Origin of the sequence: Leifsonia sp. AK011, from assembly GCF_013410945.1 — a bacterium.
In the GTDB taxonomy this organism is placed as follows: Bacteria; Actinomycetota; Actinomycetes; order Actinomycetales; family Microbacteriaceae; genus Rhodoglobus.
Genome location: NZ_JACCCH010000001.1, coordinates 1,524,691 through 1,544,709, shown reverse-complemented (window position 1 = coordinate 1,544,709; position 20,019 = coordinate 1,524,691). Strand labels below are relative to the sequence as shown.

The following is a 20,019-nucleotide window of genomic DNA, read 5'->3' as shown; positions in this document are numbered from 1 at the left end:
GGTCAGACTCCGCTCGTTGGGGGAAGGGTTAGCCCGTGGAGGAGGAATCCCACGATCTCGTCGGTGGAGAACTGTCGGGAGCCGATCGGTATGGTCGACGCGATGGCGATCATGCGGAGGTAGTCACCCAGCTCGTCCGGATCGATCCGGAGCTGAGCTCGATCGCCGTCGAAGACCGCCGAGATCATCGCATTGAACCTGAGGCGTTGCGCCTCGCCCGCGCCCGGTCCGCGGTGCCCTGCGACCGCAGCCATCCGCATCACGTCCCGAACGCGGTGTCGCATGCCCTCGACCAGGAGACGCAGCTTCTTCTCGAGGGGGAGCTGCGGGTCGATGTCCGGTTCCAGGTCGACGCGGTGCCGACCCTCCAGGAATGCGGTGGCGGCAGCCTCGATGAGCGTCTCCTTGTCGCCGAATGCACGGAAGACGGTGCCCTCAGCGACACCCGCGGCCTCGGCGATCTGCCTCGAGGTCACCTCTCGACCGTGCTCGAGGAGCAGTGGGATGACTCGCTCGATGATCATCGCCTGTCGGTCCTCCACCGACAACGCTGGCGCTCGTCCTGCGCTGGGCATGGGAGGATGCTACCTGAGTGAGCACTCACTCAGCAACTCCCAGCGAGCCTCGGGCAGGCCACGATGACGTGTTCGGAAATTTTTGATGACACGTCCACTAAATCGGGAATGAATCAGCCGTCCATGCGCTTGCATGGAGTCATGACCATTTCTACTGACATCCACCCTGACTACATCGCCGGCACGTGGAAGCTCGACCCCACCCACTCCGAGATTTCGTTCACCGTCAAGCACCTCATGATCAGCAAGGTGCGCGGCACGTTCGAGACCTTCGATGTGACGATCGTCACCGCTGAGGACCCGAAGGACTCCACCGTCGTGGCCACCATCGACGTGGCATCCGTCAACACCGGCGTCGAGGCGCGCGACCAGCACCTCCGCACGAGTGACTTCTTCCTGGTGGACGAGCACCCCGAGATGACGTTCACCTCGACCTCCGTCGAGGGCGGCCCCGATGACTTCACGGTCACGGGCGACCTGAGCCTGCGCGGTGTCACCAAGAGCGTCGTCCTCAAGGGCGAGTTCGGTGGAATCATCACTGACGGATACGGCCAGACCAAGGCGGGCGCGACCGCGACCACGAAGATCAACCGCCACGACTTCGGTGTGAGCTGGAACAACGCGCTCGAGGCCGGCGGAGTCACGCTGGGCGACGACGTCACCATCAATCTCGACCTCCAGGTCGTCCTGCAGCCGTAGCTCCCCACCACACCTCCTGCGACGGCGGGTTCCGGGCGACCGGCACCCGCCGTCGTTCGTCTATAGAGTCATCCTGTGACTGAGTTCGACGCCGCCACCCCGCCTGCACCGGAGAACCTCCCCGCCGAACCCGTTCTGGCTGCCTTCGCTCCACCTCCCCGGGCTCGCCTGGGAGTGGGCGGCGCGATACTGATCGCCCTCGCCGTGCTGCTGACAGTGGCGGCGACGGTAGCACTCATCCTCCTCGCGGCCAATCAGCAGCGGGTGCGCGACCAGATCACGATCTGGAACTTCACACCGAGCGCCGCGGTCGAGAGCCACGTGGAGCGCACGACCATGACCGACGAGGGCAGGTTCCTCTACTTCGCCTCCGAACCCGTCGTGATCCCCGAGGAGGAGTTCGACCCGATCTGCAGCCAGGTCGAGGGCGCCGGCATCCTCGGGTGCTACCTCACGGGCTATCAGCAGATCTTCCTGTACCAGGTGACCGATGAGCGTCTCGATGGCGCTGAGGAGGTCACGGCGGCCCACGAGATGCTCCATGCGGCGTGGGATCGGATGTCTCCCTCCGAGCGTTTGGCACTCGAGCCGCTCCTCGAGGCCGAGGTGACAAACCGAGCGGACGACGAGGAACTCGCCGCCACGCTCGAGTTCTACGCCGAGGTCGAACCCGGCGAGCGGGCCAACGAACTGCACTCGATCATCGGCACCCAGTTCGCGGATCTCAGCCCCGAGCTCGAGGCGCACTTCGCCCGGTACTTCGCGGACCGTTCGGCGGTCGTCGCACTGAACGAGAAGGCGCAGGCGGTCATTCGCGACCAGATCGCGCAGGGCGACGCCATCATCGCGAAGATGGAGGAGCTGGATGCCAGCATCACAGCCGACTACGACTACTACAACGCCGGCTACGACCAACTGAACATCGACATCGACAACTTCAATGCCCGAGCCGACTCCGGCGACTTCTCGTCGCAGGCCCAGTTCGACGCCGAACGCAATGCGCTTCTCGCTCGCGGTTCCGACCTCGACGCGCTGTACGTGTCGATCGATGCCCGAGCACAGGAATACGAATCTCTGCGGACCCAGCTCGAGGAGCTCAGCGCCGTCGTCGATGACCTGCAGGCCGCTCTGAACATCGATCCACCGCGCTCGACGAACGAGTAGTCTGCTCCTCCCCAGCGCTCGCGACACGGGAAGAATCCCGATGTCCGAAAAGAGCCAGAGCAGTGTCGCCGCGCCACATTAGGGTCGAAGCATGTTCTCCCGATCGTTGACCGATGTGACCCCCGAATACCTGATTCGCACCGATTCGCCTCTGGGGCGAATCGAGATCACGAGCGATGGCACCAGCATCACCTCGCTCGCAATCGAACGCGAGGGCCACCTCCCCTGGGAGGAACTCCCGGAGAATTCCACAGCTGTGCTCGAGACAGCGGTGGCACAGCTCGAGGAGTACTTCGGCGGCACTCGCCAGGAGTTCGATGTTCCGGTGACCCTGGGCGGCACGGAGTTCCAGCGGGCTGTGTGGGCCGAACTCGACGCGGTTCCCTTCGGGAACGTGGTCTCCTACGGATACCTCGGACAGGCGACGGGTCGGGCAACCGCGGGGAGGGCTGTCGGCGGCGCGGTCGGCGCCAATCCCGTCCCGATCATCGTTCCCTGCCACCGCGTGCTCGCGTCGGATGGCAGGATCACTGGCTACAGCGGTGGCAATGGCATCCCGACCAAAGTCTGGCTCCTCGACCACGAGGGGATCCCCCACCGATGAGCAACGTCATCGTCGGAGAAGACGGCATCGCACGGTGTTCGTGGGCCGGGAGTGATCCTGAGTACCAGAGGTATCACGACGAGGAATGGGGGTTTCCCCTTCACGGGCGTGACCGCCTCTTCGAGAAGATCAGCCTCGAGGGCTTTCAGGCCGGCCTCTCGTGGATCACGATCCTCAAGCGTCGACCGGGGTTCAGGGCCGCCTTCGCGGGATTCGATCCGGTCGTCGTCGCCGCCCTCGGCCCAGACGATGTCGAGCGTCTCATGCTGGACAGCGGCATCATCCGCAACCGCGCAAAGATCGAGGCCACAATCGGCAACGCGCGTGCAGTACTTGAACTGACGGCCGAGAACCCGGCTGCCCTCGATGACCTGGTGTGGTCATTCGCTCCCCCGCCGCGCGCCAGGCGCCCGCACTCGCCCTCAGAGCTCCCTGCGGAGACTCCAGAATCGAAGGCGCTCAGCAGGGAGCTCCGCGCCCGGGGCTTCCGCTTCGTCGGCGCGACGACCATGTACGCCCTCATGCAGTCGGCTGGGCTCGTGGACGACCACGTGGTCGGCTGCTACCGCGCCGAACCGTAGCCCGCCAAGGGGGGCGGATAGCCTGCTGCCGTGATGCGCTCTGGGTGGTAGACGGATTCCTCAGCTCCGAGCATGAATGCCCAAACGAAGGGGAGGAAGATGCCGAGCACCAGGAATCCCGCATCACGGCCGAACGCGATCCCCGTTCGATACATACCGATGTACAGGAACACCGACGTGACGATCGACCCGTAGGGGATCAGACAGAAGAGCACGAAGGCACCCTGCTGCCCACCGATCTCTAGCCACTTCCAGGTCGAATAGAACGGCACCCACGCTATCCACGGCTCAACCCCCACCTTCCGGAAGAAGGTCATCAGGGCGATCGCCATGACCACGTACCCGACGAGGACGAGCACGAGCGTTACCACGACGGAGATGGCCAGGACCAGGAGGACGGCGTTCAGCGCTGTCTCGTTGTAGTCGGTCACGTCAGAACCCTACAAGGAGCTGGCTCGGCCCGCGTTCTAGCCGACCACGAGATCGATCTCGCCCGGCGCACCCTGCTCGAGTCGGAGTCCGGAGCTCTCGGCCCACGCGAAGAGCGAAGCGACGTCCGGATGATCGATACCCGCCACGATGACGGCCCGGGTGAACTCACCCTTCGCCTTCTTGTTGAAGTGACTGAGCGCGACGCGACGACCGGCCGAGTTCTGCGTGACCACACGCAGGTACCACGATCCAGCTGGCGCGGGACCCAGCGTCGCGTACGCCTCCGAACGCAGATCCAGGATCAGTCCATCGTGCGAGCCGAGAACGGAGGAGATCGCAGGACGCCACAGCGTGCGCAGTGACAGCTCCGGGAGCCGCGAATCATGTGACAGGCGATACGCGGGGATCGCGTCATCCGCCGCCAGCATGCCGAAGAGTGCGGAGTGGATCGCGACGTGTTCGTGTGCGAATGCGCGCTGCTCCGGGGTCAGGCTGGTGACATCCAGGCCGTCGTAGAGCACACCCGTGTACCGCTCGAGGGCGGGCAGGAGCGGGGACGTGCCGATGGCGCGGTTGCGGGCGACCTCGAAACTCTGTGTTGGCCCGAGTCCCAACGCGCGCGTCGCGAGCGACGTGGTGCGAGACACCGTGCGAAGTGCTGCGAGGGCCTTGCGGCGCTGCGGCCCCAACTGACTGAACGACAACGCAGCGAGGTCGAGCGAGGTGCCGGCGACACCGCCGTCCCTCTTGGTCTCGGACGGTGGGAGAAGGAGCAGCACCTACGACTGGAGGAACGCGACCGCGCGCTCGACGTTGGTGCCCAGGGGCTCAACCGAGTCGAGCGTGATGCGAGCCACCGCGGCGCTGTCACCCGTCCACTCGGAGTAATCGTCCAGGCTCTGCTCGACCGCGTTCCACGTGAGCTGGATGTGCGGCATGCTTCGACGCCACGATTCGATGCGCTCACGGTGGAGGTCGGGGTCCGAGCACACGACCTCGATGAACTTGATCGGCTCACCCAGTCGTGTCGCAAGGTTGACCCACTGCTCACGCGCGGGTGCGACCGCATTGACGGCGTCCACGAGAACCCCGGTACCTGCCTCGAGAACGCGCTCGGCAAGAGTCTCGGCAACGAGGTAGGCAGCGAGCCCCGTGGGCTGATCGCTCGCGATACCCGCCTGGAGGATCGCCGTCTCGATCGGGTCGACCGGTACGACAGGGATGCCCAACCGACCAGCCACGACCTGTCCGATCGTGGACTTTCCGGTACCGGGCAACCCCGCCATCACGACAAGCATGACTAGGCCGTCGCGACCAGTTCGGCGTTACGAGCGACGACAGTGACGATGTCGTGCTCGACCGAGAGGAATCCGTCGTCCGCGTTGGCGCTGAGGACCGTACCGTCGGGCGTGGTCACACGAACCTCACCCTTGGCGAGGATCGCCAGGATCGGCTCGTGGCCAGGCAGGATTCCGATCTCACCCTCGGTCGTACGCGCGATGATCTGCTTCGCCGTGCCGGACCACACCTCGTGGTCGGCAGAGACGACGCTCACCGTGAGCTCGGCCATGGTTAGCCGTTCTCCTTCTGGATGCGAGCCCAAGCCTCTTCAACGTCGGAGATCGCACCGACGTTGAAGAACGCCTGCTCTGCGACGTGGTCGAAGTCGCCCTTGACGATCGCGTCGAACGACTCGATGGTCTCCTTGAGCGGAACGGTCGAACCCTCAACACCGGTGAACTTCTTGGCCATGTAGGTGTTCTGCGAGAGGAACTGCTGGATGCGGCGCGCACGCGACACCGTGATCTTGTCCTCCTCGGAGAGCTCGTCGACACCGAGGATGGCGATGATCTCCTGGAGTTCCTTGTTCTTCTGCAGGATCGCCTTGACGCTGGTGGCGACGCGGTAGTGGTCCTCGCCCAGGTAACGGGGGTCCATGATGCGGCTCGTCGAGGTCAGCGGGTCGACTGCGGGGTAGAGACCCTTGGACGCGATCTCACGGCTGAGTTCGGTCGTGGCATCCAGGTGGGCGAAGGTGGTCGCGGGAGCCGGGTCGGTGTAGTCGTCAGCGGGCACGTAGATCGCCTGGAGCGAGGTGATCGAGTGACCACGCGTCGAGGTGATGCGCTCCTGGAGGATACCCATCTCGTCGGCGAGGTTCGGCTGGTAACCCACGGCGGAGGGCATGCGGCCCAGAAGCGTGGAGACCTCGGAACCGGCCTGCGTGAAGCGGAAGATGTTGTCGATGAAGAGCAGAACGTCCTGCTTCTGCACGTCACGGAAGTACTCGGCCATCGTGAGTGCGGAGAGGGCGACGCGGAGACGCGTTCCCGGCGGCTCATCCATCTGGCCGAAGACGAGCGCGGTCTTGTCGAAGACGCCCGCCTCCTCCATCTCACCGATGAGGTCGTTGCCCTCACGGGTGCGCTCACCGACACCGGCGAACACCGAGACACCACCGTGGTCCTGGGCGACGCGCTGGATCATCTCCTGGATGAGAACGGTCTTACCAACACCGGCACCACCGAAGAGACCGATCTTTCCACCCTGCACGTAGGGGGTGAGGAGGTCGATGACCTTGATGCCGGTCTCGAAGAGCTCCGTCTTCGACTCGAGCTGGTCGAATGCCGGGGGCTTGCGGTGGATGGGCCAGCGCTCCGTGATCTCGATCTTCTCGCCGGGCTCACCGTTGAGGACCTCGCCGATGACGTTGAAGACCTTGCCCTTGGTGATGTCACCCACGGGAACCGTGATCGGCTCACCCGTGTCGCGAACCTCCTGGCCACGGACGAGACCGTCGGTCGGCTTGAGGGCAATGGCACGAACCAGGTCATCGCCGAGATGCTGTGCAACCTCGAGGGTGATCTCGGTCTGCTCACCGGCGACGGCAACGGTCGTCTTGAGCGCGTTGTAGATGCCCGGGATCGCGTCGTGCGGGAACTCGATGTCAACGACGGGGCCGGTGACGCGCGCGATGCGCCCGACGCCTGTTGCTGCCTTGGCCTCGGGGGCCTTCTTCGTAGCGGTAGCCATTGTGTTCTCTTCCTGTCGTTACTTCGCCGAGGAGAGGGCGTCTGCGCCGCCCACGATCTCGGAAATCTGCTGGGTGATCTCGGACTGGCGCGCGTTGTTGGCCAGCGTCGTATAAGTCTTGATGAGCTTGTCCGCGTTGTCGCTCGCCGCCTTCATCGCCTTCTGCGTGGCAGCGTGCTTGGCAGCGGCTGACTGCAGCATCGCGTTGAAGATGCGGCTCTCGATGTAGACAGGGAGGAGGGCATCCAGAACATCGCCGACCTCTGGCTCGAACTCGTACAGCGGCAGGATGTCGCTCTCCGCAGGTGCCTCGACACCCTCCACGACCTCGAGCGGGAGAAGGCGGACCACCTCGGGCTCCTGGACGAGCATGCTCACGAAGCGGTTGTAGACGATGTGGATCTCATCCACGCCACCCTCGCTTGCGGGCTGCAGGAACTTCGCGACGACCGCGTCGCCGATCTCCTTCGCCGTCGCGAACTCCGGAGAGTCCGTGCCGCCCGTCCAGATCTGCTCGGCGTCGCGCCGGCGGAACTGGAAGTACGCGGCGGCCTTGCGACCGACGAGGTAGTAGACGACGTCCTTGCCCTCAGCCGTCAGACGAGCGGCGAGCTCGCCTGCCTCGCGCAGGACGTTCGAGTTGAACGCACCCGCGAGACCGCGGTCGGACGAGAAGATCACGATCGCGGCGCGCTCGATGACCTCGGGCTCGGTGGTGAGAATGTGGTCGACATTCGAGAAGGTCGCCACGGCCGAGACCGCGCGCGTGACGGCACGGGAGTACGGGCCGGATGCCGCAACTCGCTGCTGCGCCTTCTGAATGCGCGACGCCGAGATGAGCTCCATGGCCCGAGTGATCTTCTTGGTCGTCTGGGCAGCACGAATTTTCTGCCGGTAGACCCGAAGTTGCGCTCCCATGTCTTACTTACTTTCCCTTGAGTGTGGTTGTCGAGTGATGAGCGTCAGCGCTTCTGCTTGACGATCTTCTCCTGCTCGATGTCCTCGGCCTCGATCTCCTCGAAGACCTCGGTACCGACGGAGTTGAGCGGCTTGCCCTCGCCCGTCTGGAACTCGAGCTTGAACTTGTCGACGCCCTCATCGAGAGCCTTCGTGGTGTCGTCGTCGAGGACGTTGGTCTCACGCAGCGTGTCGAGAACCTTGGTGTTGCGAGCCAGGTAGTCGTGCAGCTCGGACTCGAACCGCAGGATGTCCTCGACCGGGACCTCGTCGAGCTTGCCGTTGGTTCCGGCCCAGATCGAGACGACCTGCTTCTCGACCGCCATCGGCGAGTACTGCGGCTGGCGCAGGAGCTCGGTCAGGCGAGCACCGCGGGCGAGCTGGCGACGGGACGTGGCATCCAGGTCCGACGCGAACATCGCGAAGGCCTCGAGCGAACGGTACTGGGCGAGCTCGAGCTTGAGCGTTCCCGACACCTTCTTGATCGACTTGACCTGAGCGTCACCACCAACACGGGAGACCGAGATACCCACGTCGACCGCGGGACGCTGGTTGGCGTTGAAGAGGTCGGACTGGAGGAAGATCTGGCCGTCGGTGATCGAGATCACGTTGGTCGGGATGTACGCCGAGACGTCGTTGGCCTTGGTCTCGATGATCGGCAGGCCGGTCATCGAGCCGGCACCCAGCTCGTCGGAGAGCTTGGCACAACGCTCGAGCAGACGGGAGTGCAGGTAGAACACGTCACCGGGGTATGCCTCACGTCCCGGCGGGCGGCGCAGGAGGAGCGACACGGCACGGTAGGCCTCGGCCTGCTTCGAGAGGTCATCGAAGATGATCAGGACGTGCTTGCCGCCGTACATCCAGTGCTGGCCGATGGCCGAGCCGGTGTAGGGGGCGAGGTACTTGAAGCCTGCGGGGTCGGATGCCGGGGCCGCAACGATAGTCGTGTACTCCATGGCGCCGGCCTCCTCGAGCGCGCCCTTGACCGCGGCGATCGTGGAGCCCTTCTGGCCGATGGCGACGTAGATGCAGCGCACCTGCTTGGTGACGTCGCCGGAGTCCCAGTTAGCCTTCTGGTTGATGATCGTGTCGATCGCGATCGCCGTCTTACCGGTCTGGCGGTCGCCGATGATGAGCTGGCGCTGGCCGCGACCGATCGGGATCATGGCGTCGATCGCCTTGATACCGGTCTGCATGGGCTCGTGGACGCTCTTGCGCTGCATGACGCCGGGAGCCTGGAGCTCAAGGGCGCGACGCTCCTCCGACTTGATCTCGCCGAGACCGTCGATCGGGGCACCCAGCGGGTCGACGACGCGACCGAGGAAGCCGTCACCAACCGGAACGGAGAGCACGTCGCCGGTGCGGGTGACCTCCTGGCCCTCCACGATTCCGGTGAACTCACCGAGCACGATGGCGCCGATCTCGTTCTCGTCGAGGTTCAGCGCGAGGCCGGCGGTACCGTCGGCGAAGCGCAGGAGCTCGTTCGCCATGGCACCGGGGAGACCCTCGATGTGCGCGATGCCGTCACCGGCGTCGACGACGGTGCCCACCTCGGTGGCCGCAGCCTTGCCGGGCTCGTACGCCTTGACGAAGTCCTTGAGCGCATCGCGGATCTCATCCGGGCTGATGCTGAGTTCTGCCATTGTGATTGTGCCTTCCGTGGAAAGTGACGGCCGCTAGGAAGCGAGCCGAATCCTGAGGTCTGTGAGGCGGGTGGAGACGCTGCCGTCGATGACATCGTCACCGATCTGCACGCGAAGTCCGCCGATGATCGAGGGGTCGATGACCTGGTTGAGGAGCAGGTCGCGACCGTGCTGCTTCGCGAGGCCCGCGCGGAGGCGGTCCAGCTGCGCAGCGGTGAGGGGGGATGCGGAGACGACGGTGGCAACGGAGAGGCCTGCCTCGTCGGCAACGATGGCCGCGGCATCCCGGATCAGCTCGCCGATGCGGCGGTCCCGGGGCTGCTGGACCAGGTGGTTCACGATGGTCACCGTCTGCGGGCTCGCCTTGCTGAGAAGGGTACCGACGAGCTTCGACTTGGACTCGGGGGAACCGAGCTTGCTGCCGACGGCGAGCTCGAGCTCGGCGTCGGAAGACACGGCAGTACCGAAGGCGAACAGCTCCTCGTCGACGGAGACACCCTTGCCAGCGGAACGGGCGGCCGCGCGGATGGCGACCTCCTCGATCCCCGCCAGCAGGTCATCCTGCGTCGACCACCGCGATGCGGCGATCTCCGCGAGGAGAGTTCTGGTCGGCGCGTCGAACGAGGCGAAGAGGCTGCCGATCACGGCGCGCTTGTCGTCGGCGGCAGTAGCGGGGTCGGCCAGTGCAGCGCGCAGCTGCGCCGAGTTGCCGATGATGCGACCGGCCTCGAAGAGCTGGACGGCCGTGGCCAGCCCAGCGCTGGAGGGCACGGCGGCGAGCGCGTCGCGCGCCGACACCAGTGCTTCCCTCGTTGCGGAACCCATCTACTTCGCCTTGCTCTTCTCGTCGTTCTCGAGGTCGGCCAGGAACTGGTCGACCAGTGCCGAAGCCTTCTTGTCGTCAGCGAGGCTCTGCCCGATCACGCCGGACGCGAGATCGATGGCGAGCGAGCCCACCTCGGCGCGAAGCGAGGCAACAGCAGCCTGGCGCTCGGCCTCGATCTGGGCCTGAGCGGCAGCCGTCACACGAGCGGCCTCGACCGATGCCTGCTCCTTGAGCTCAGCAATGATCTTGTTGCCGTCGGCGCGAGCCTGCTCCCGGATCGCTGCAGCCTCGGAACGACCCTCTGCGAGCTTGGCGGTGTACTCCTCAAGCGCAGCGGCGGCCTCGGCCTGGGCGATCTCCGCCTTCTTGATGCCACCCTCGATCGCCTCGGCACGCTCATCGAGCGTCTTCTGGATCGCGGGAAGGAACTTCCACACGAAGAACACCGCGATGATCGCGAAGCAGACCGCCGACCAAATGATGTCGTAGGGCGCAGGCAGAAGCGGGTTCGGCGACTCCGCCGTCTCTTCTGCTACGGCAAGGATTGCGCTAAGCATTCCTGCCTCCTTTATCGATGCTGAGGCTTACGGGAAGGGGATGAACGCGACGGCGATCGCGATGAAGGCCAGCGCCTCGGTGAATGCAATACCGAGGAACATGAGGCCGGTGAGGCGACCCTGCAGCTCGGGCTGGCGAGCGACCGACTCAACGGTCTTGCCGACGACGATACCCACGCCGATGGCGGGGCCGATGGTGGCGATGCCGAAGGCGATCGGGGCAATGTGACCTGTCAGTTCAGCGAGGTTCACTGTGTTTCCTTCCGGTTTGTTGACTCCGGCGGGTGCCGGGGTCGGTCTAGTGCTCTTCAGCCAGCGCGAGCTGGATGTAGACGGCTGTGAGGTAGGTGAAGACGTAGGCCTGCAGTACTGCAACGAGCAGCTCGAAGACCGTGAAGACGAGTCCGAACGCGAGCGTTCCCGCTCCGAAGAGAGTGAACGGCAGGTCGGTGCTGAAGAAGAAGAACTGCGTAGCGGAGAAGCACAGGACGAGCAGCATGTGTCCGGCGACCATGTTCATCAGAAGACGAATGGAGAGCGTCACCGGCCGCAGGATGAAGGTCGAGAGGAACTCGATGGGCGTGATGATGAAATACAGCGGCCACGGTACGCCAGACGGGAACAGCGAGTTCTTGAAGAACGCGCCCGGGTGCTTCTTGATGCCCGCGTACAGGAATGCCACATACGAGATGATCGCGAGAACGATCGGCAGACCGAACACGGCACTGCCCGCGAGGTTGATGCCGGGGATGATGCCCGTGATGTTCATGCCAACGATGAAGAAGAACATCGTGACGAGGAGCGGAAGGAACCTCTTGCCGTCCTTCTCTCCGAGAGCACCGAAAACGATGTTGTTGCGAACGAATCCGTACGCAAACTCGAGTACGGACTGCCCTCGGCCAGGGATGAGCTTCATCCGTCGCGTACCCAGCCAGAAGAGCAGCAGGAGAACAGCCACGACGAAGAACCTGATGAGGATCACGCGGTTGATCTCGAAGGGCGTGCCTTCGAAGAAGATGACCGGCGGGAAGAAATCTTCCAGCGAGGGCCCGTGGAACTCTCCGCCGGATCCGTCATCAGTGGCGAACGGGGCGAGGAGAGTGAGAGCGTGGTGTAGCAGCGCTATCTCCGAAAATCGGGGCGTGTCACCACGCGGCGATGAGAAGGGGGGATGTTCGCCTCAAACACTACCAAGAGAAACCGTCCACACCCAATCGGGAGTTCTTCACACTATTACTTGGGGGTTCTGCGCTATCGAGCATCGGGATCGTCGCCAAGCGACACGTCACCGACGTAGGGCACACGAGCTCCGACGAAGGCAATCACATCCACCACGAGACTGCCGATCACAGCAGCCAGAATGGCGAAGAAGAAGACGAGCGGCTCGAGGAAGGGCTGCCCTCGGAGGAGCAGCAGGATAGCGATGAAAAGCACGAACTTCAGGAGCCAGCCACCCAGCACGATCCCGAAGAACAGCACGCTCGACGGCTCATTGCCCGTGACCTTGGCCGCCACCACGATCGTTCCCGCGGTGAGCGCCATGAAAAGTGCCGTAAGCCCTGCACCGAGCAGTCCACTCACGAGGCCGGGAACTCCCGCGACGAGGTAACCCACGATCGAACCGACCACCGCAATGGCCACGGTGAGGATCCCCCCGTAGACGAGGGCTCGCGCCAGGACTGTTGCGGACTTCATGGTGTTGCCTTTCGGGAGGGTGCTGGGGCGTGGGGACGAGCATCCTCGTCATCGGAGTCGTCCTCGAGCTCGGATGCCGCGTCGAGCCCGTCGAAACGGGCGACCTCGGGTGTCTCATCCAATGCCGTCTGCGCAGCGACCTCGAGGGCTTTGCGCTTGCTGAGAGGAGAGAGCGTGATCACCGCGCAGATCGCGAGGCCCACAACGATGAAGAGCGTCGGGAGGTACCACGGCAGGAACATGTAGCCGAGCGACCCGACGGCGACGACGAGCGTCCACCCGTAGAAGAGCAGCACGGCGTGGAGGTGGGAGTGGCCCATGTCGAGGAGGCGGTGGTGCAGGTGCTTGCGGTCGGCACTGAACGGGGACTTGCCGGCGCGCAGCCTCCGGAACACCGCGAGCCCGAAGTCGAGTAGCGGCACGATGAGCACCGCGAACGGCAGCAGGATCGGGATGTATGCCGCGAGGAAGTAGGCGTTGAAGACGTCAGGCTGGGCGATGAGTCCCGGGTCGACCGCTCCGGTGACGGAGATGGCGGACGCGGCCATGAGGAGGCCGACGAGGAGGGCACCGGCATCCCCCATGAAGAGCTTGGCCGGATGGAAGTTGAGCGGCAGGAACCCTATGCACGCACCGATGAGCACGGCGGTCGTCAACGAGGCGAGGTTGAAGTACTCCGTCTGGGCTCGGGCCTGCAGGATGTAGACGTAGACGAAGAACACGCCGTTGGCGATGAGCGCGACCCCAGCGACGAGTCCGTCGAGACCATCGATGAAGTTGATCGCGTTCATCACGAGCACGATGGCGAGCACGGTGATCGTGAGTGAGATGTAGGGCGAGACGATGACCTGGCCGCCGATGGGCAGCGTGGAGAGCTGGAAACCCTGCCACGCGAGGATGCCCGCCGCGATGATCTGGCCCGCGAGCTTGGTCAGCCAGTCGAGATCCCACAGGTCGTCGGCAACGCCGAGAAGCACGATGATGAGCGCGGCGCCGAGCAGGCCGAGCACGGGACCGGGGTCGGAGAAGACCAGGCTCAGTTGCGGAACGAACGACGCTACCGCGAAGGCAGTGAGGATGCCGAGGAACATCGCAATACCGCCGAGGCGGGGGGTCGGATTCGTGTGGACGTCGCGCTCACGGATGCCGGGGTAGAGCTTGTACTTCGTCGACAGCCGCCAGATCAGCCAGGCGAGCCCGAAGGTCACCGCGGCCGAGACACCGGTCACCGCGACATAGAGGACTATTCGCATCGATCCACTCCGACCACCTCGCGGATGTCCTCCGCGGAGATGGCTCCCTCACGGACGATGCGCAGTCGGCCCTGTGGAGTGGTGAGGGATGTGGCATCCACGATGGTCGAGGCGACCGTGCCGCCCGGTCCGCCGTCGAGGTAGATAGCGACGGAGTCGCCCAGCATGGCATCCGCTTCCTGGGCGGTCGTCGCCGCCGGCACGCCCGTGGTGTTGGCGCTCGAGACGGCAAGTGGTCCTGTCTCGGACAGCAGCTCGAGAGCGATCGGGTGCGACGGCATGCGCAGGGCCACCGTGCCCTTGGTCTCACCGAGGTTCCATGTGAGGGTGCTGCGCGCGTGGAGGATGACCGTGAGGCCCCCCGGCCAGAACTTCGCGACGAGCGCGCGCACCTCATCCGGCACGCTCTCCGCGAGGGCATCCAACGTCGGAATTCCCGGGATCAGCACGGGCGGAGGCGAGGCGAGAGTGCGACCCTTCGCGGTCACGAGCTTCTCGACGCCGCTCGGCGAGAAAGCATCGGCTGCGACCCCGTAGACGGTGTCCGTGGGCATGACGACGAGGTCGCCGCGGCCAATGGCGGCGCGCGCGAGTCGCATGCCGGTGAGAAGTTCAGCCTCTACCGAGCAGTCGTAGATGGGAGGCATGGTGCGTTCATCGTACCGGTCGAGGCTGCACCGGCACTGCGAGGCAGCCGTGCGCTGCGGCCGGATGGCAGACTTGACGGTAGTGGACACTTTCTTCTTCTTCGATCTCGACAAGACCCTCTACGCGTACGACTTCCGCAAGCGCCTGCCCGCGCTCGCGGAGTTGACGGGTTCGAGCCAGTACCACCTCGCCCGCGCCTGGTGGGCCGACGGCTATGAATCCCGTGCGGAGATCGGCGAATGGGGTACCGCGGACGAGTACCTCGACGCCTTCGCCGAGGTGACGGGGACCCGGCGCCTGTCACTCGAGGAATGGGCATCCGCCCGTGCACTCGCCATGACCAGGATCGAGGGCAGCGTCGCAGCGCTGCGGCGAGCCGCGTCGCTCGGCGGCGTGTCCCTGCTGTCCAACAACCCAGCGGCGACGGCCGCGGCGCTCCCGATCCTCGTGCCCGACGTCGTGGAGATCCTCGGCGGCAACCTCCTGGTGAGCTCCCAGCTCGGTGCACGCAAGCCGGATGAGGAGCTCTACCACCGCGCGCTCGACCACTACGGCGTGGCCGCGGAGAACGCATTCCTCGCGGACGATTCCGGATCGAACTGCGCGGGAGCTCGCGCGGTGGGCATGACGGCGCACCATTTCGTAGAGGTGGATGGAGTGTTCCAGACGGATGCGCTGCTCGCTGCAGTCGAGGAGTTCGCCGCGCGATGAGCCTGCTCTTCATCTTCGACATGGACGACGTGCTCTACGACTACGACTGGGGCGTGAGGATGGCCGGGCTCACCGAGCTCACCGGACACGACCTCGACGAACTGCGTCGGCGCTGGTGGAACGATACTGGGGAGTGGGCGGCCGAAGCCGGGCACTACCCCACGGCGGACGACTACCTCTCCGCGGTGCGCGAAGCACTCGACTTCGACATCGACGAGGACGAGTGGGTGCGGATCCGCGGAGGGGCGATGACGCCATTCGAGGGATCGCTCGCGGCCGTTCGTCGCGCCACGGAACTCGGCCAGGTCACGCTCCTGACCAACAACGGGCCGCTGGTCTCCAAGCACCTGCGCACCCTCGCACCCGAGCTCGTCGAGATCTTCGGCGATCATCTCTTCACCTCGAGCGACTACGGGGCCCGCAAGCCGAACCCCGAGGTGTTCGAGCGTGTCCTGGAGGCCTACGGCGTGCGGGCATCCGACGCGTTCTTCGCCGACGACCTGAGGATCAACGTCGAAGGTGCACGGAGTGTGGGCATCACGGCGCACCTGTTCCGTGAGCCGGAGGGCCTTCTGGCCGCGATCGAGGAGTTTGCGGCATCCCGTAGCACGGTCTGACGGATGCGACGCTGAGCGAGGTCCTGGGTTAGCGGAGGGCTGTAGTAGCCCTGTCGCGACCCGTGAGGTCGCGGTGGTGCGCGATCGCGCGCCACCCGTCCTGGGCAAGGAGGGCTGCGATCGGCGCGGCCTGCAGTTCGCCGTGCTCGAGTACGAGGGTGCCACCGGGGCGGAGCAGACGTAGCGCGGTTGTGGAGACCTGCCGCACGACATCCAGGCCGTCCTCGCCGCCGTACAGTGCGATCTCGGGGTCGTGGAGGCGAACCTCCGGGTCACGCGGGATTGCACGCAGCGGGATATAGGGCGGGTTCGAGATAACGACATCGACGCCGCCGTCGAGCTCCGGAAGCGCCTCTGCAAGGTCGTGGAAGATCGGGGTCGCGTTGTCGGCACCGACTGACCTGAAGTTCTGCCGCGTCCACACGTAGGCTCTCGGCGACACCTCGACACCGTAGACCCGAGCGTGGGGCACCTCGGTGGCCATCGCCAGCGCGATCGCTCCGCTGCCCGTGCCGAGATCGACACCGACCGGCTCGGCGGATGCCACGGACCGGAGCGCATCGATGGCGTACTGCGCCACGGACTCGGTCTCCGGTCGTGGCACGAACACGCCGGGCCCGACCGCGAGCTCGAGGGACCTGAAGTTGGCGACACCCGTGATGTGCTGCAGCGGCTCACGTGCAGCACGACGCTCGACGAAGTCGGACAGCGCGATCGCCTCGTCCGTGCCGATGTTCGAGTCAGTGGCGACGCGCGCCTGCACTCCCCCACGACTGATGCCGAGGATGTGACCGGCAAGCAACTCGGCATCGATGCGCGCGTTCGGTACGCGCGCCGAGTCGAGGATCGCGCTCGCGCGGTCGAGTGCTGCTGCGAGTTTCATCGGGTTATGGTGGGGTGAGAACTCAGGACTCGTTGCCGAGCTCGGCGAGTCTGGTCTCCTCGTCGGCCGTGATGCACGACTGGATGACGGGCTCGAGCGCCCCGTTCATGACCTGGTCGAGGTTGTACGCCTTGTAGCCGGTCCGGTGGTCCGCGATGCGGTTCTCCGGGAAGTTGTAGGTGCGGATGCGCTCAGAACGATCCATGGTGCGGATCTGGCCCTTGCGGAACTCGCTCGCCTCGGCGTCGGCGATCTCCTGGTGGTAGGCGAGGATGCGGGCTCGCAGCACGCGCATGCCGGCCTCGCGGTTCTGCAGCTGGCTCTTCTCGTTCTGCATCGCCACCACGATTCCCGTCGGAAGGTGGGTGATGCGCACGGCGGAGTCGGTCGTGTTGACGGACTGCCCCCCGGGGCCGCTCGACCGGTAGACGTCGATCTTGAGGTCGTTCTGGTTGATCTCGACCTCTTCAGGCTCGTCGACCTCGGGGAAGACGAGCACGCCGGCTGCGGAGGTGTGGATGCGACCCTGCGACTCCGTTGCGGGAACGCGCTGGACACGGTGCACTCCGCCCTCGTACTTGAGGTGGGCCCAGACGCCCTCCGCAGGATCGCTGGAGTTGCCCTTGAAGGCGACCTGCACATCCTTCACGCCACCGAGGTCGCTCGAGGTCTGCTCGATGATCTCGGTCTTCCACTTCTTGGACTCGGCGTAGTGCAGGTACATGCGAAGCAGGTCTCCCGCGAAGAGCGCGGACTCTGCGCCGCCCTCCCCCATCTTGATCTCCATGATCACGTCACGGGAATCGTTGGGGTCGCGCGGGATCAGCAGACGACGCAGCTTCTCCTGCGCTGCATCCAGCGCCTCGGTGATACCGGGGACCTCGGCCGCAAACGACTCGTCCTCGGCAGCCATCTCGGATGCCGCGGCGAGGTCGTCGGTCAGCTTCTGCCACTCACGGTACGCCGCGACGATGCGCGACAGCTCTGCGTAGCGGCGGTTGACCTTCTTGGCCCTGACCGGGTCTGAGTGGAGGTCGGGGTCAGCAAGCTGGCCCTCTAGCTCATCATGTTCGGCCAGCAGCGGTTGCACTGACTCGAACACGGCTAGTCCTCCTTGTGACCGTTGGTGCTCGGCATCGACTTCTGCACGAGCATCAGGAACTCAACGTTGGACTGTGTCTCCTTGAGCTTGCCCAGGACGATTTCGAGGGCCTGCTGCTGGTCGAGACCCGCGAGGGCGCGACGGAGCTTCCACGTGACCTTGACCTCCTCGGCGCCGAGGAGCATCTCCTCGCGACGGGTACCCGAGGCGTTGACGTCGACAGCCGGGAAGATGCGCTTGTCGGCCAGCTGGCGCGACAGGCGGAGCTCCATGTTGCCGGTGCCCTTGAACTCCTCGAAGATGACCTCGTCCATCTTGGAACCGGTCTCGACGAGCGCGGTCGCGATGATGGTGAGCGAGCCGCCCTCCTCGATGTTGCGTGCAGCACCGAAGAAGCGCTTCGGCGGGTAGAGCGCCGACGAGTCGACCCCACCGGAGAGCACGCGGCCGGAGGCCGGAGCGGAGAGGTTGTAGGCACGGCCGAGGCGCGTGATCGAGTCGAGAAGCACGACGACGTCGTGACCGAGCTCGACGAGACGCTTGGCGCGCTCGATGGCGAGCTCCGCGACGGTCGTGTGGTCCTCGGCCGGGCGGTCGAAGGTCGAAGCGATGACCTCACCCTTGACCGTGCGCTGCATGTCGGTGACCTCTTCGGGGCGCTCGTCGACGAGCACAACCATGAGGTGGACCTCGGGGTTGTTCTTCGAGATCGCGTTGGCGATGGCCTGCAGAACGAGTGTCTTTCCCGCCTTGGGGGGCGAGACGATGAGGCCGCGCTGGCCCTTACCGATCGGCGACACGAGGTCGATGATCCGGGTCGACAGCTTGCTCGGCTCGGTCTCGAGGCGCAGGCGCTCCTGCGGGTAGAGCGGCGTTAGCTTGCCGAACTCGACACGGTTGGCCGCCTCTTCGACCGGCAGGCCGTTGATCGAGTCGATACGCACGATCGCGTTGTACTTCTGGCGACCCTGGCCCTGCTCGCCCTCGCGGGGCTGGCGGATGGCACCGACAACGGCGTCACCCTTGCGCAGGTTGTACTTCTTGACCTGGCCGAGCGAGACGTAGACGTCGTTGTTGCCCGGCAGGTAGCCGGTGGTGCGCACGAAGGCGTAGTTGTCGAGGACATCGAGGATGCCAGCGACCGGGATGAGCACGTCATCCTCACTGATCTCGGGCTCGAAGTCGTCGCCGAGGGCTCCCCCGCGGCCGCGCTTGCGGTCACGGTAGCGGTTACGGCCGCTGCGCTCGCCCTGGTCACCGTCGGTGGTCTCGACGCGCTGCTGCTGGCCGTTCTGGCGGTTGCCGCCCTGGCGCTGCTCGCCCTGCTGACGGTCGGCCTGCTGGCGATCGCCGTTGCGGTCGCCGTTGCGCTCACCACGGTCACCATTGCGGTCGCCGTTGCGCTCGTTGCGGTTGCGGTTGCGGTTGCGGCTGCGGCCCTGGCCGCCCTCGTTCTGCTCGCCGTCGGCGTCGTTGCCGTCCTGCTCGGAGGGAGGGGTGTGGCCCGTGGGGCCCTCGGGGAGTTCGATGCCGAGGTCGGTTGTGGCCAGGTTCGCACTGGATGCACGACGGGGTGCTCGCGTGCGTGCCGGCAACTCCACGATCGGCTGGTCGGTGGGCTCGGGCGCGGTGGCGACCGCATCGGCGTCAACGACGGGTGCTCCTGCGAGCTCGGGGGCCGCAGCAATCGCCGCGGTGTCGGCGCTCGTCACGCGGCGCGAGGTGCGCTTGCGCACCGCTACCGGCTCGGTCTCGGGCGCGCTCGCGGGGGGTGTGGTGGCCTCAGCCGGCGCCTCAGTGGGGGTGGTCTCGACGGAAGGGGCGTCGGTGGCACCAGCGGCACCACCGTTCTCGTTGATGGCGTTCACGAGTTCTCCTTTACGAAGCTTGGATGCGCCGCTGATGCCCAGGGATACTGCGAGAGCCTGGAGCTCCGCGAGCTTGAGAGCGCTCAGGTTCGGCGTGTTGACGTCAGTCACGTGTGTGGGATTCCTTTCCCCGGCGGGAATGAGGTGCATCCCTGCGGAGAGCTGATCGCC

At 65.4% G+C, this 20,019-nt stretch carries 24 protein-coding genes; 6 read left to right on the top strand and 18 right to left on the bottom strand.

What is annotated here, in order from left to right:
- Positions 1–2: 2 nt before the first annotated feature.
- The gene (locus HDC94_RS07605) at positions 3–575 is read right to left on the bottom strand and encodes a TetR/AcrR family transcriptional regulator (RefSeq protein WP_179496358.1); all 573 of its coding nucleotides are present in this window, start codon (positions 573–575) and stop codon (positions 3–5) included.
- Positions 576–716: 141 nt separating this feature from the next.
- On the opposite strand from HDC94_RS07605, the gene HDC94_RS07600 reads away from it, so the two are divergent.
- From HDC94_RS07600 to HDC94_RS07585, 4 genes are all read left to right on the top strand, one after another.
- Positions 717–1,274 carry a YceI family protein gene (locus tag HDC94_RS07600; protein ID WP_179496356.1) on the top strand — a complete coding sequence of 186 codons (558 nt, stop codon included), beginning with the start codon at positions 717–719 and terminating at the stop codon, positions 1,272–1,274.
- 75 nt (positions 1,275–1,349) lie between these two features.
- Positions 1,350–2,438 (top strand): hypothetical protein, encoded by a 1,089-nt coding sequence (locus tag HDC94_RS07595; protein WP_308495661.1) that lies wholly within the window; start codon positions 1,350–1,352, stop codon positions 2,436–2,438.
- Between the two features lie 91 nt (positions 2,439–2,529).
- The gene (locus HDC94_RS07590) at positions 2,530–3,042 is read left to right on the top strand and encodes a methylated-DNA--[protein]-cysteine S-methyltransferase (protein WP_179496354.1); all 513 of its coding nucleotides are present in this window, start codon (positions 2,530–2,532) and stop codon (positions 3,040–3,042) included.
- On the top strand, positions 3,039–3,623 hold the full coding sequence (locus HDC94_RS07585) for a DNA-3-methyladenine glycosylase I (RefSeq protein WP_179496352.1): 585 nt from the start codon (positions 3,039–3,041) through the stop codon (positions 3,621–3,623). The genes HDC94_RS07590 and HDC94_RS07585 overlap by 4 nt, the downstream gene beginning before the upstream one ends.
- Here the strand turns inward: HDC94_RS07585 and HDC94_RS07580 are convergent.
- The 14 genes from HDC94_RS07580 to HDC94_RS07515 form a co-directional block, all read right to left on the bottom strand.
- The gene (locus HDC94_RS07580; RefSeq protein ID WP_179496350.1) at positions 3,605–4,054 is read right to left on the bottom strand and encodes a DUF5684 domain-containing protein; all 450 of its coding nucleotides are present in this window, start codon (positions 4,052–4,054) and stop codon (positions 3,605–3,607) included. The two genes, HDC94_RS07585 and HDC94_RS07580, sit on opposite strands and share 19 nt — an antisense overlap.
- A 36-nt stretch (positions 4,055–4,090) precedes the next feature.
- Positions 4,091–4,834, bottom strand: a complete 744-nt coding sequence (locus HDC94_RS07575) for a YaaA family protein (RefSeq protein ID WP_179496348.1) — start codon at positions 4,832–4,834, stop codon at positions 4,091–4,093.
- Entirely contained in the window at positions 4,835–5,353 is a 519-nt protein-coding gene (locus HDC94_RS07570) for an ATP-binding protein (RefSeq protein WP_179496346.1), read from the bottom strand.
- 2 nt (positions 5,354–5,355) lie between these two features.
- A complete protein-coding gene (locus HDC94_RS07565) occupies positions 5,356–5,625 on the bottom strand; it encodes a F0F1 ATP synthase subunit epsilon (protein WP_179496344.1) in 270 nt (89 codons plus the stop codon).
- Between the two features lie 2 nt (positions 5,626–5,627).
- Positions 5,628–7,088, bottom strand: a complete 1,461-nt coding sequence (atpD, locus tag HDC94_RS07560; RefSeq protein ID WP_179496342.1) for a F0F1 ATP synthase subunit beta — start codon at positions 7,086–7,088, stop codon at positions 5,628–5,630.
- Positions 7,089–7,106: 18 nt separating this feature from the next.
- The gene (locus tag HDC94_RS07555; RefSeq protein WP_179496341.1) at positions 7,107–8,006 is read right to left on the bottom strand and encodes a F0F1 ATP synthase subunit gamma; all 900 of its coding nucleotides are present in this window, start codon (positions 8,004–8,006) and stop codon (positions 7,107–7,109) included.
- A 44-nt stretch (positions 8,007–8,050) separates the two neighbouring features.
- Positions 8,051–9,688 carry a F0F1 ATP synthase subunit alpha gene (atpA, locus tag HDC94_RS07550; protein WP_179496340.1) on the bottom strand — a complete coding sequence of 546 codons (1,638 nt, stop codon included), beginning with the start codon at positions 9,686–9,688 and terminating at the stop codon, positions 8,051–8,053.
- Between the two features lie 33 nt (positions 9,689–9,721).
- Positions 9,722–10,513: a F0F1 ATP synthase subunit delta gene (locus HDC94_RS07545; RefSeq protein ID WP_179496339.1), complete on the bottom strand. Its 792-nt coding sequence runs from the start codon at positions 10,511–10,513 to the stop codon at positions 9,722–9,724.
- Positions 10,514–11,071, bottom strand: a complete 558-nt coding sequence (locus HDC94_RS07540; RefSeq protein ID WP_179496338.1) for a F0F1 ATP synthase subunit B — start codon at positions 11,069–11,071, stop codon at positions 10,514–10,516.
- A 27-nt stretch (positions 11,072–11,098) separates the two neighbouring features.
- A complete protein-coding gene (gene atpE, locus HDC94_RS07535) occupies positions 11,099–11,323 on the bottom strand; it encodes an ATP synthase F0 subunit C (RefSeq protein ID WP_179496337.1) in 225 nt (74 codons plus the stop codon).
- A 46-nt stretch (positions 11,324–11,369) separates the two neighbouring features.
- Complete coding sequence (atpB, locus tag HDC94_RS07530; protein ID WP_179498913.1) at positions 11,370–12,197, bottom strand: F0F1 ATP synthase subunit A; 828 nt, start codon at positions 12,195–12,197, stop codon at positions 11,370–11,372.
- Positions 12,198–12,322: 125 nt separating this feature from the next.
- Positions 12,323–12,766, bottom strand: a complete 444-nt coding sequence (locus HDC94_RS07525; protein ID WP_179496336.1) for a hypothetical protein — start codon at positions 12,764–12,766, stop codon at positions 12,323–12,325.
- A complete protein-coding gene (locus HDC94_RS07520) occupies positions 12,763–14,013 on the bottom strand; it encodes an MraY family glycosyltransferase (RefSeq protein WP_308495746.1) in 1,251 nt (416 codons plus the stop codon). The genes HDC94_RS07525 and HDC94_RS07520 overlap by 4 nt, the downstream gene beginning before the upstream one ends.
- The gene (locus tag HDC94_RS07515; RefSeq protein ID WP_179496334.1) at positions 14,010–14,666 is read right to left on the bottom strand and encodes an L-threonylcarbamoyladenylate synthase; all 657 of its coding nucleotides are present in this window, start codon (positions 14,664–14,666) and stop codon (positions 14,010–14,012) included. Before HDC94_RS07515 ends, HDC94_RS07520 begins: the two co-directional genes overlap by 4 nt.
- Before the next feature lie 82 nt (positions 14,667–14,748).
- On the opposite strand from HDC94_RS07515, the gene HDC94_RS07510 reads away from it, so the two are divergent.
- The gene (locus HDC94_RS07510) at positions 14,749–15,378 is read left to right on the top strand and encodes an HAD-IA family hydrolase (protein ID WP_179496332.1); all 630 of its coding nucleotides are present in this window, start codon (positions 14,749–14,751) and stop codon (positions 15,376–15,378) included.
- Positions 15,375–15,995, top strand: coding sequence for an HAD family phosphatase (locus HDC94_RS07505; protein WP_179496331.1), 621 nt, complete (start codon positions 15,375–15,377; stop codon positions 15,993–15,995). The genes HDC94_RS07510 and HDC94_RS07505 overlap by 4 nt, the downstream gene beginning before the upstream one ends.
- 28 nt (positions 15,996–16,023) lie before the next feature.
- Here HDC94_RS07505 and prmC read toward each other — a convergent pair whose 3' ends face one another.
- The 3 genes from prmC to rho are packed head-to-tail and all read right to left on the bottom strand — an operon-like array spanning position 16,024 to position 19,998.
- Entirely contained in the window at positions 16,024–16,878 is an 855-nt protein-coding gene (gene prmC, locus HDC94_RS07500) for a peptide chain release factor N(5)-glutamine methyltransferase (RefSeq protein ID WP_179496330.1), read from the bottom strand.
- 22 nt (positions 16,879–16,900) lie between these two features.
- Entirely contained in the window at positions 16,901–17,980 is a 1,080-nt protein-coding gene (gene prfA / locus HDC94_RS07495; protein ID WP_179496329.1) for a peptide chain release factor 1, read from the bottom strand.
- 2 nt (positions 17,981–17,982) lie between these two features.
- A complete protein-coding gene (rho, locus tag HDC94_RS07490) occupies positions 17,983–19,998 on the bottom strand; it encodes a transcription termination factor Rho (protein WP_179496328.1) in 2,016 nt (671 codons plus the stop codon).
- Between the last annotated feature and the right edge of the window lie 21 nt (positions 19,999–20,019).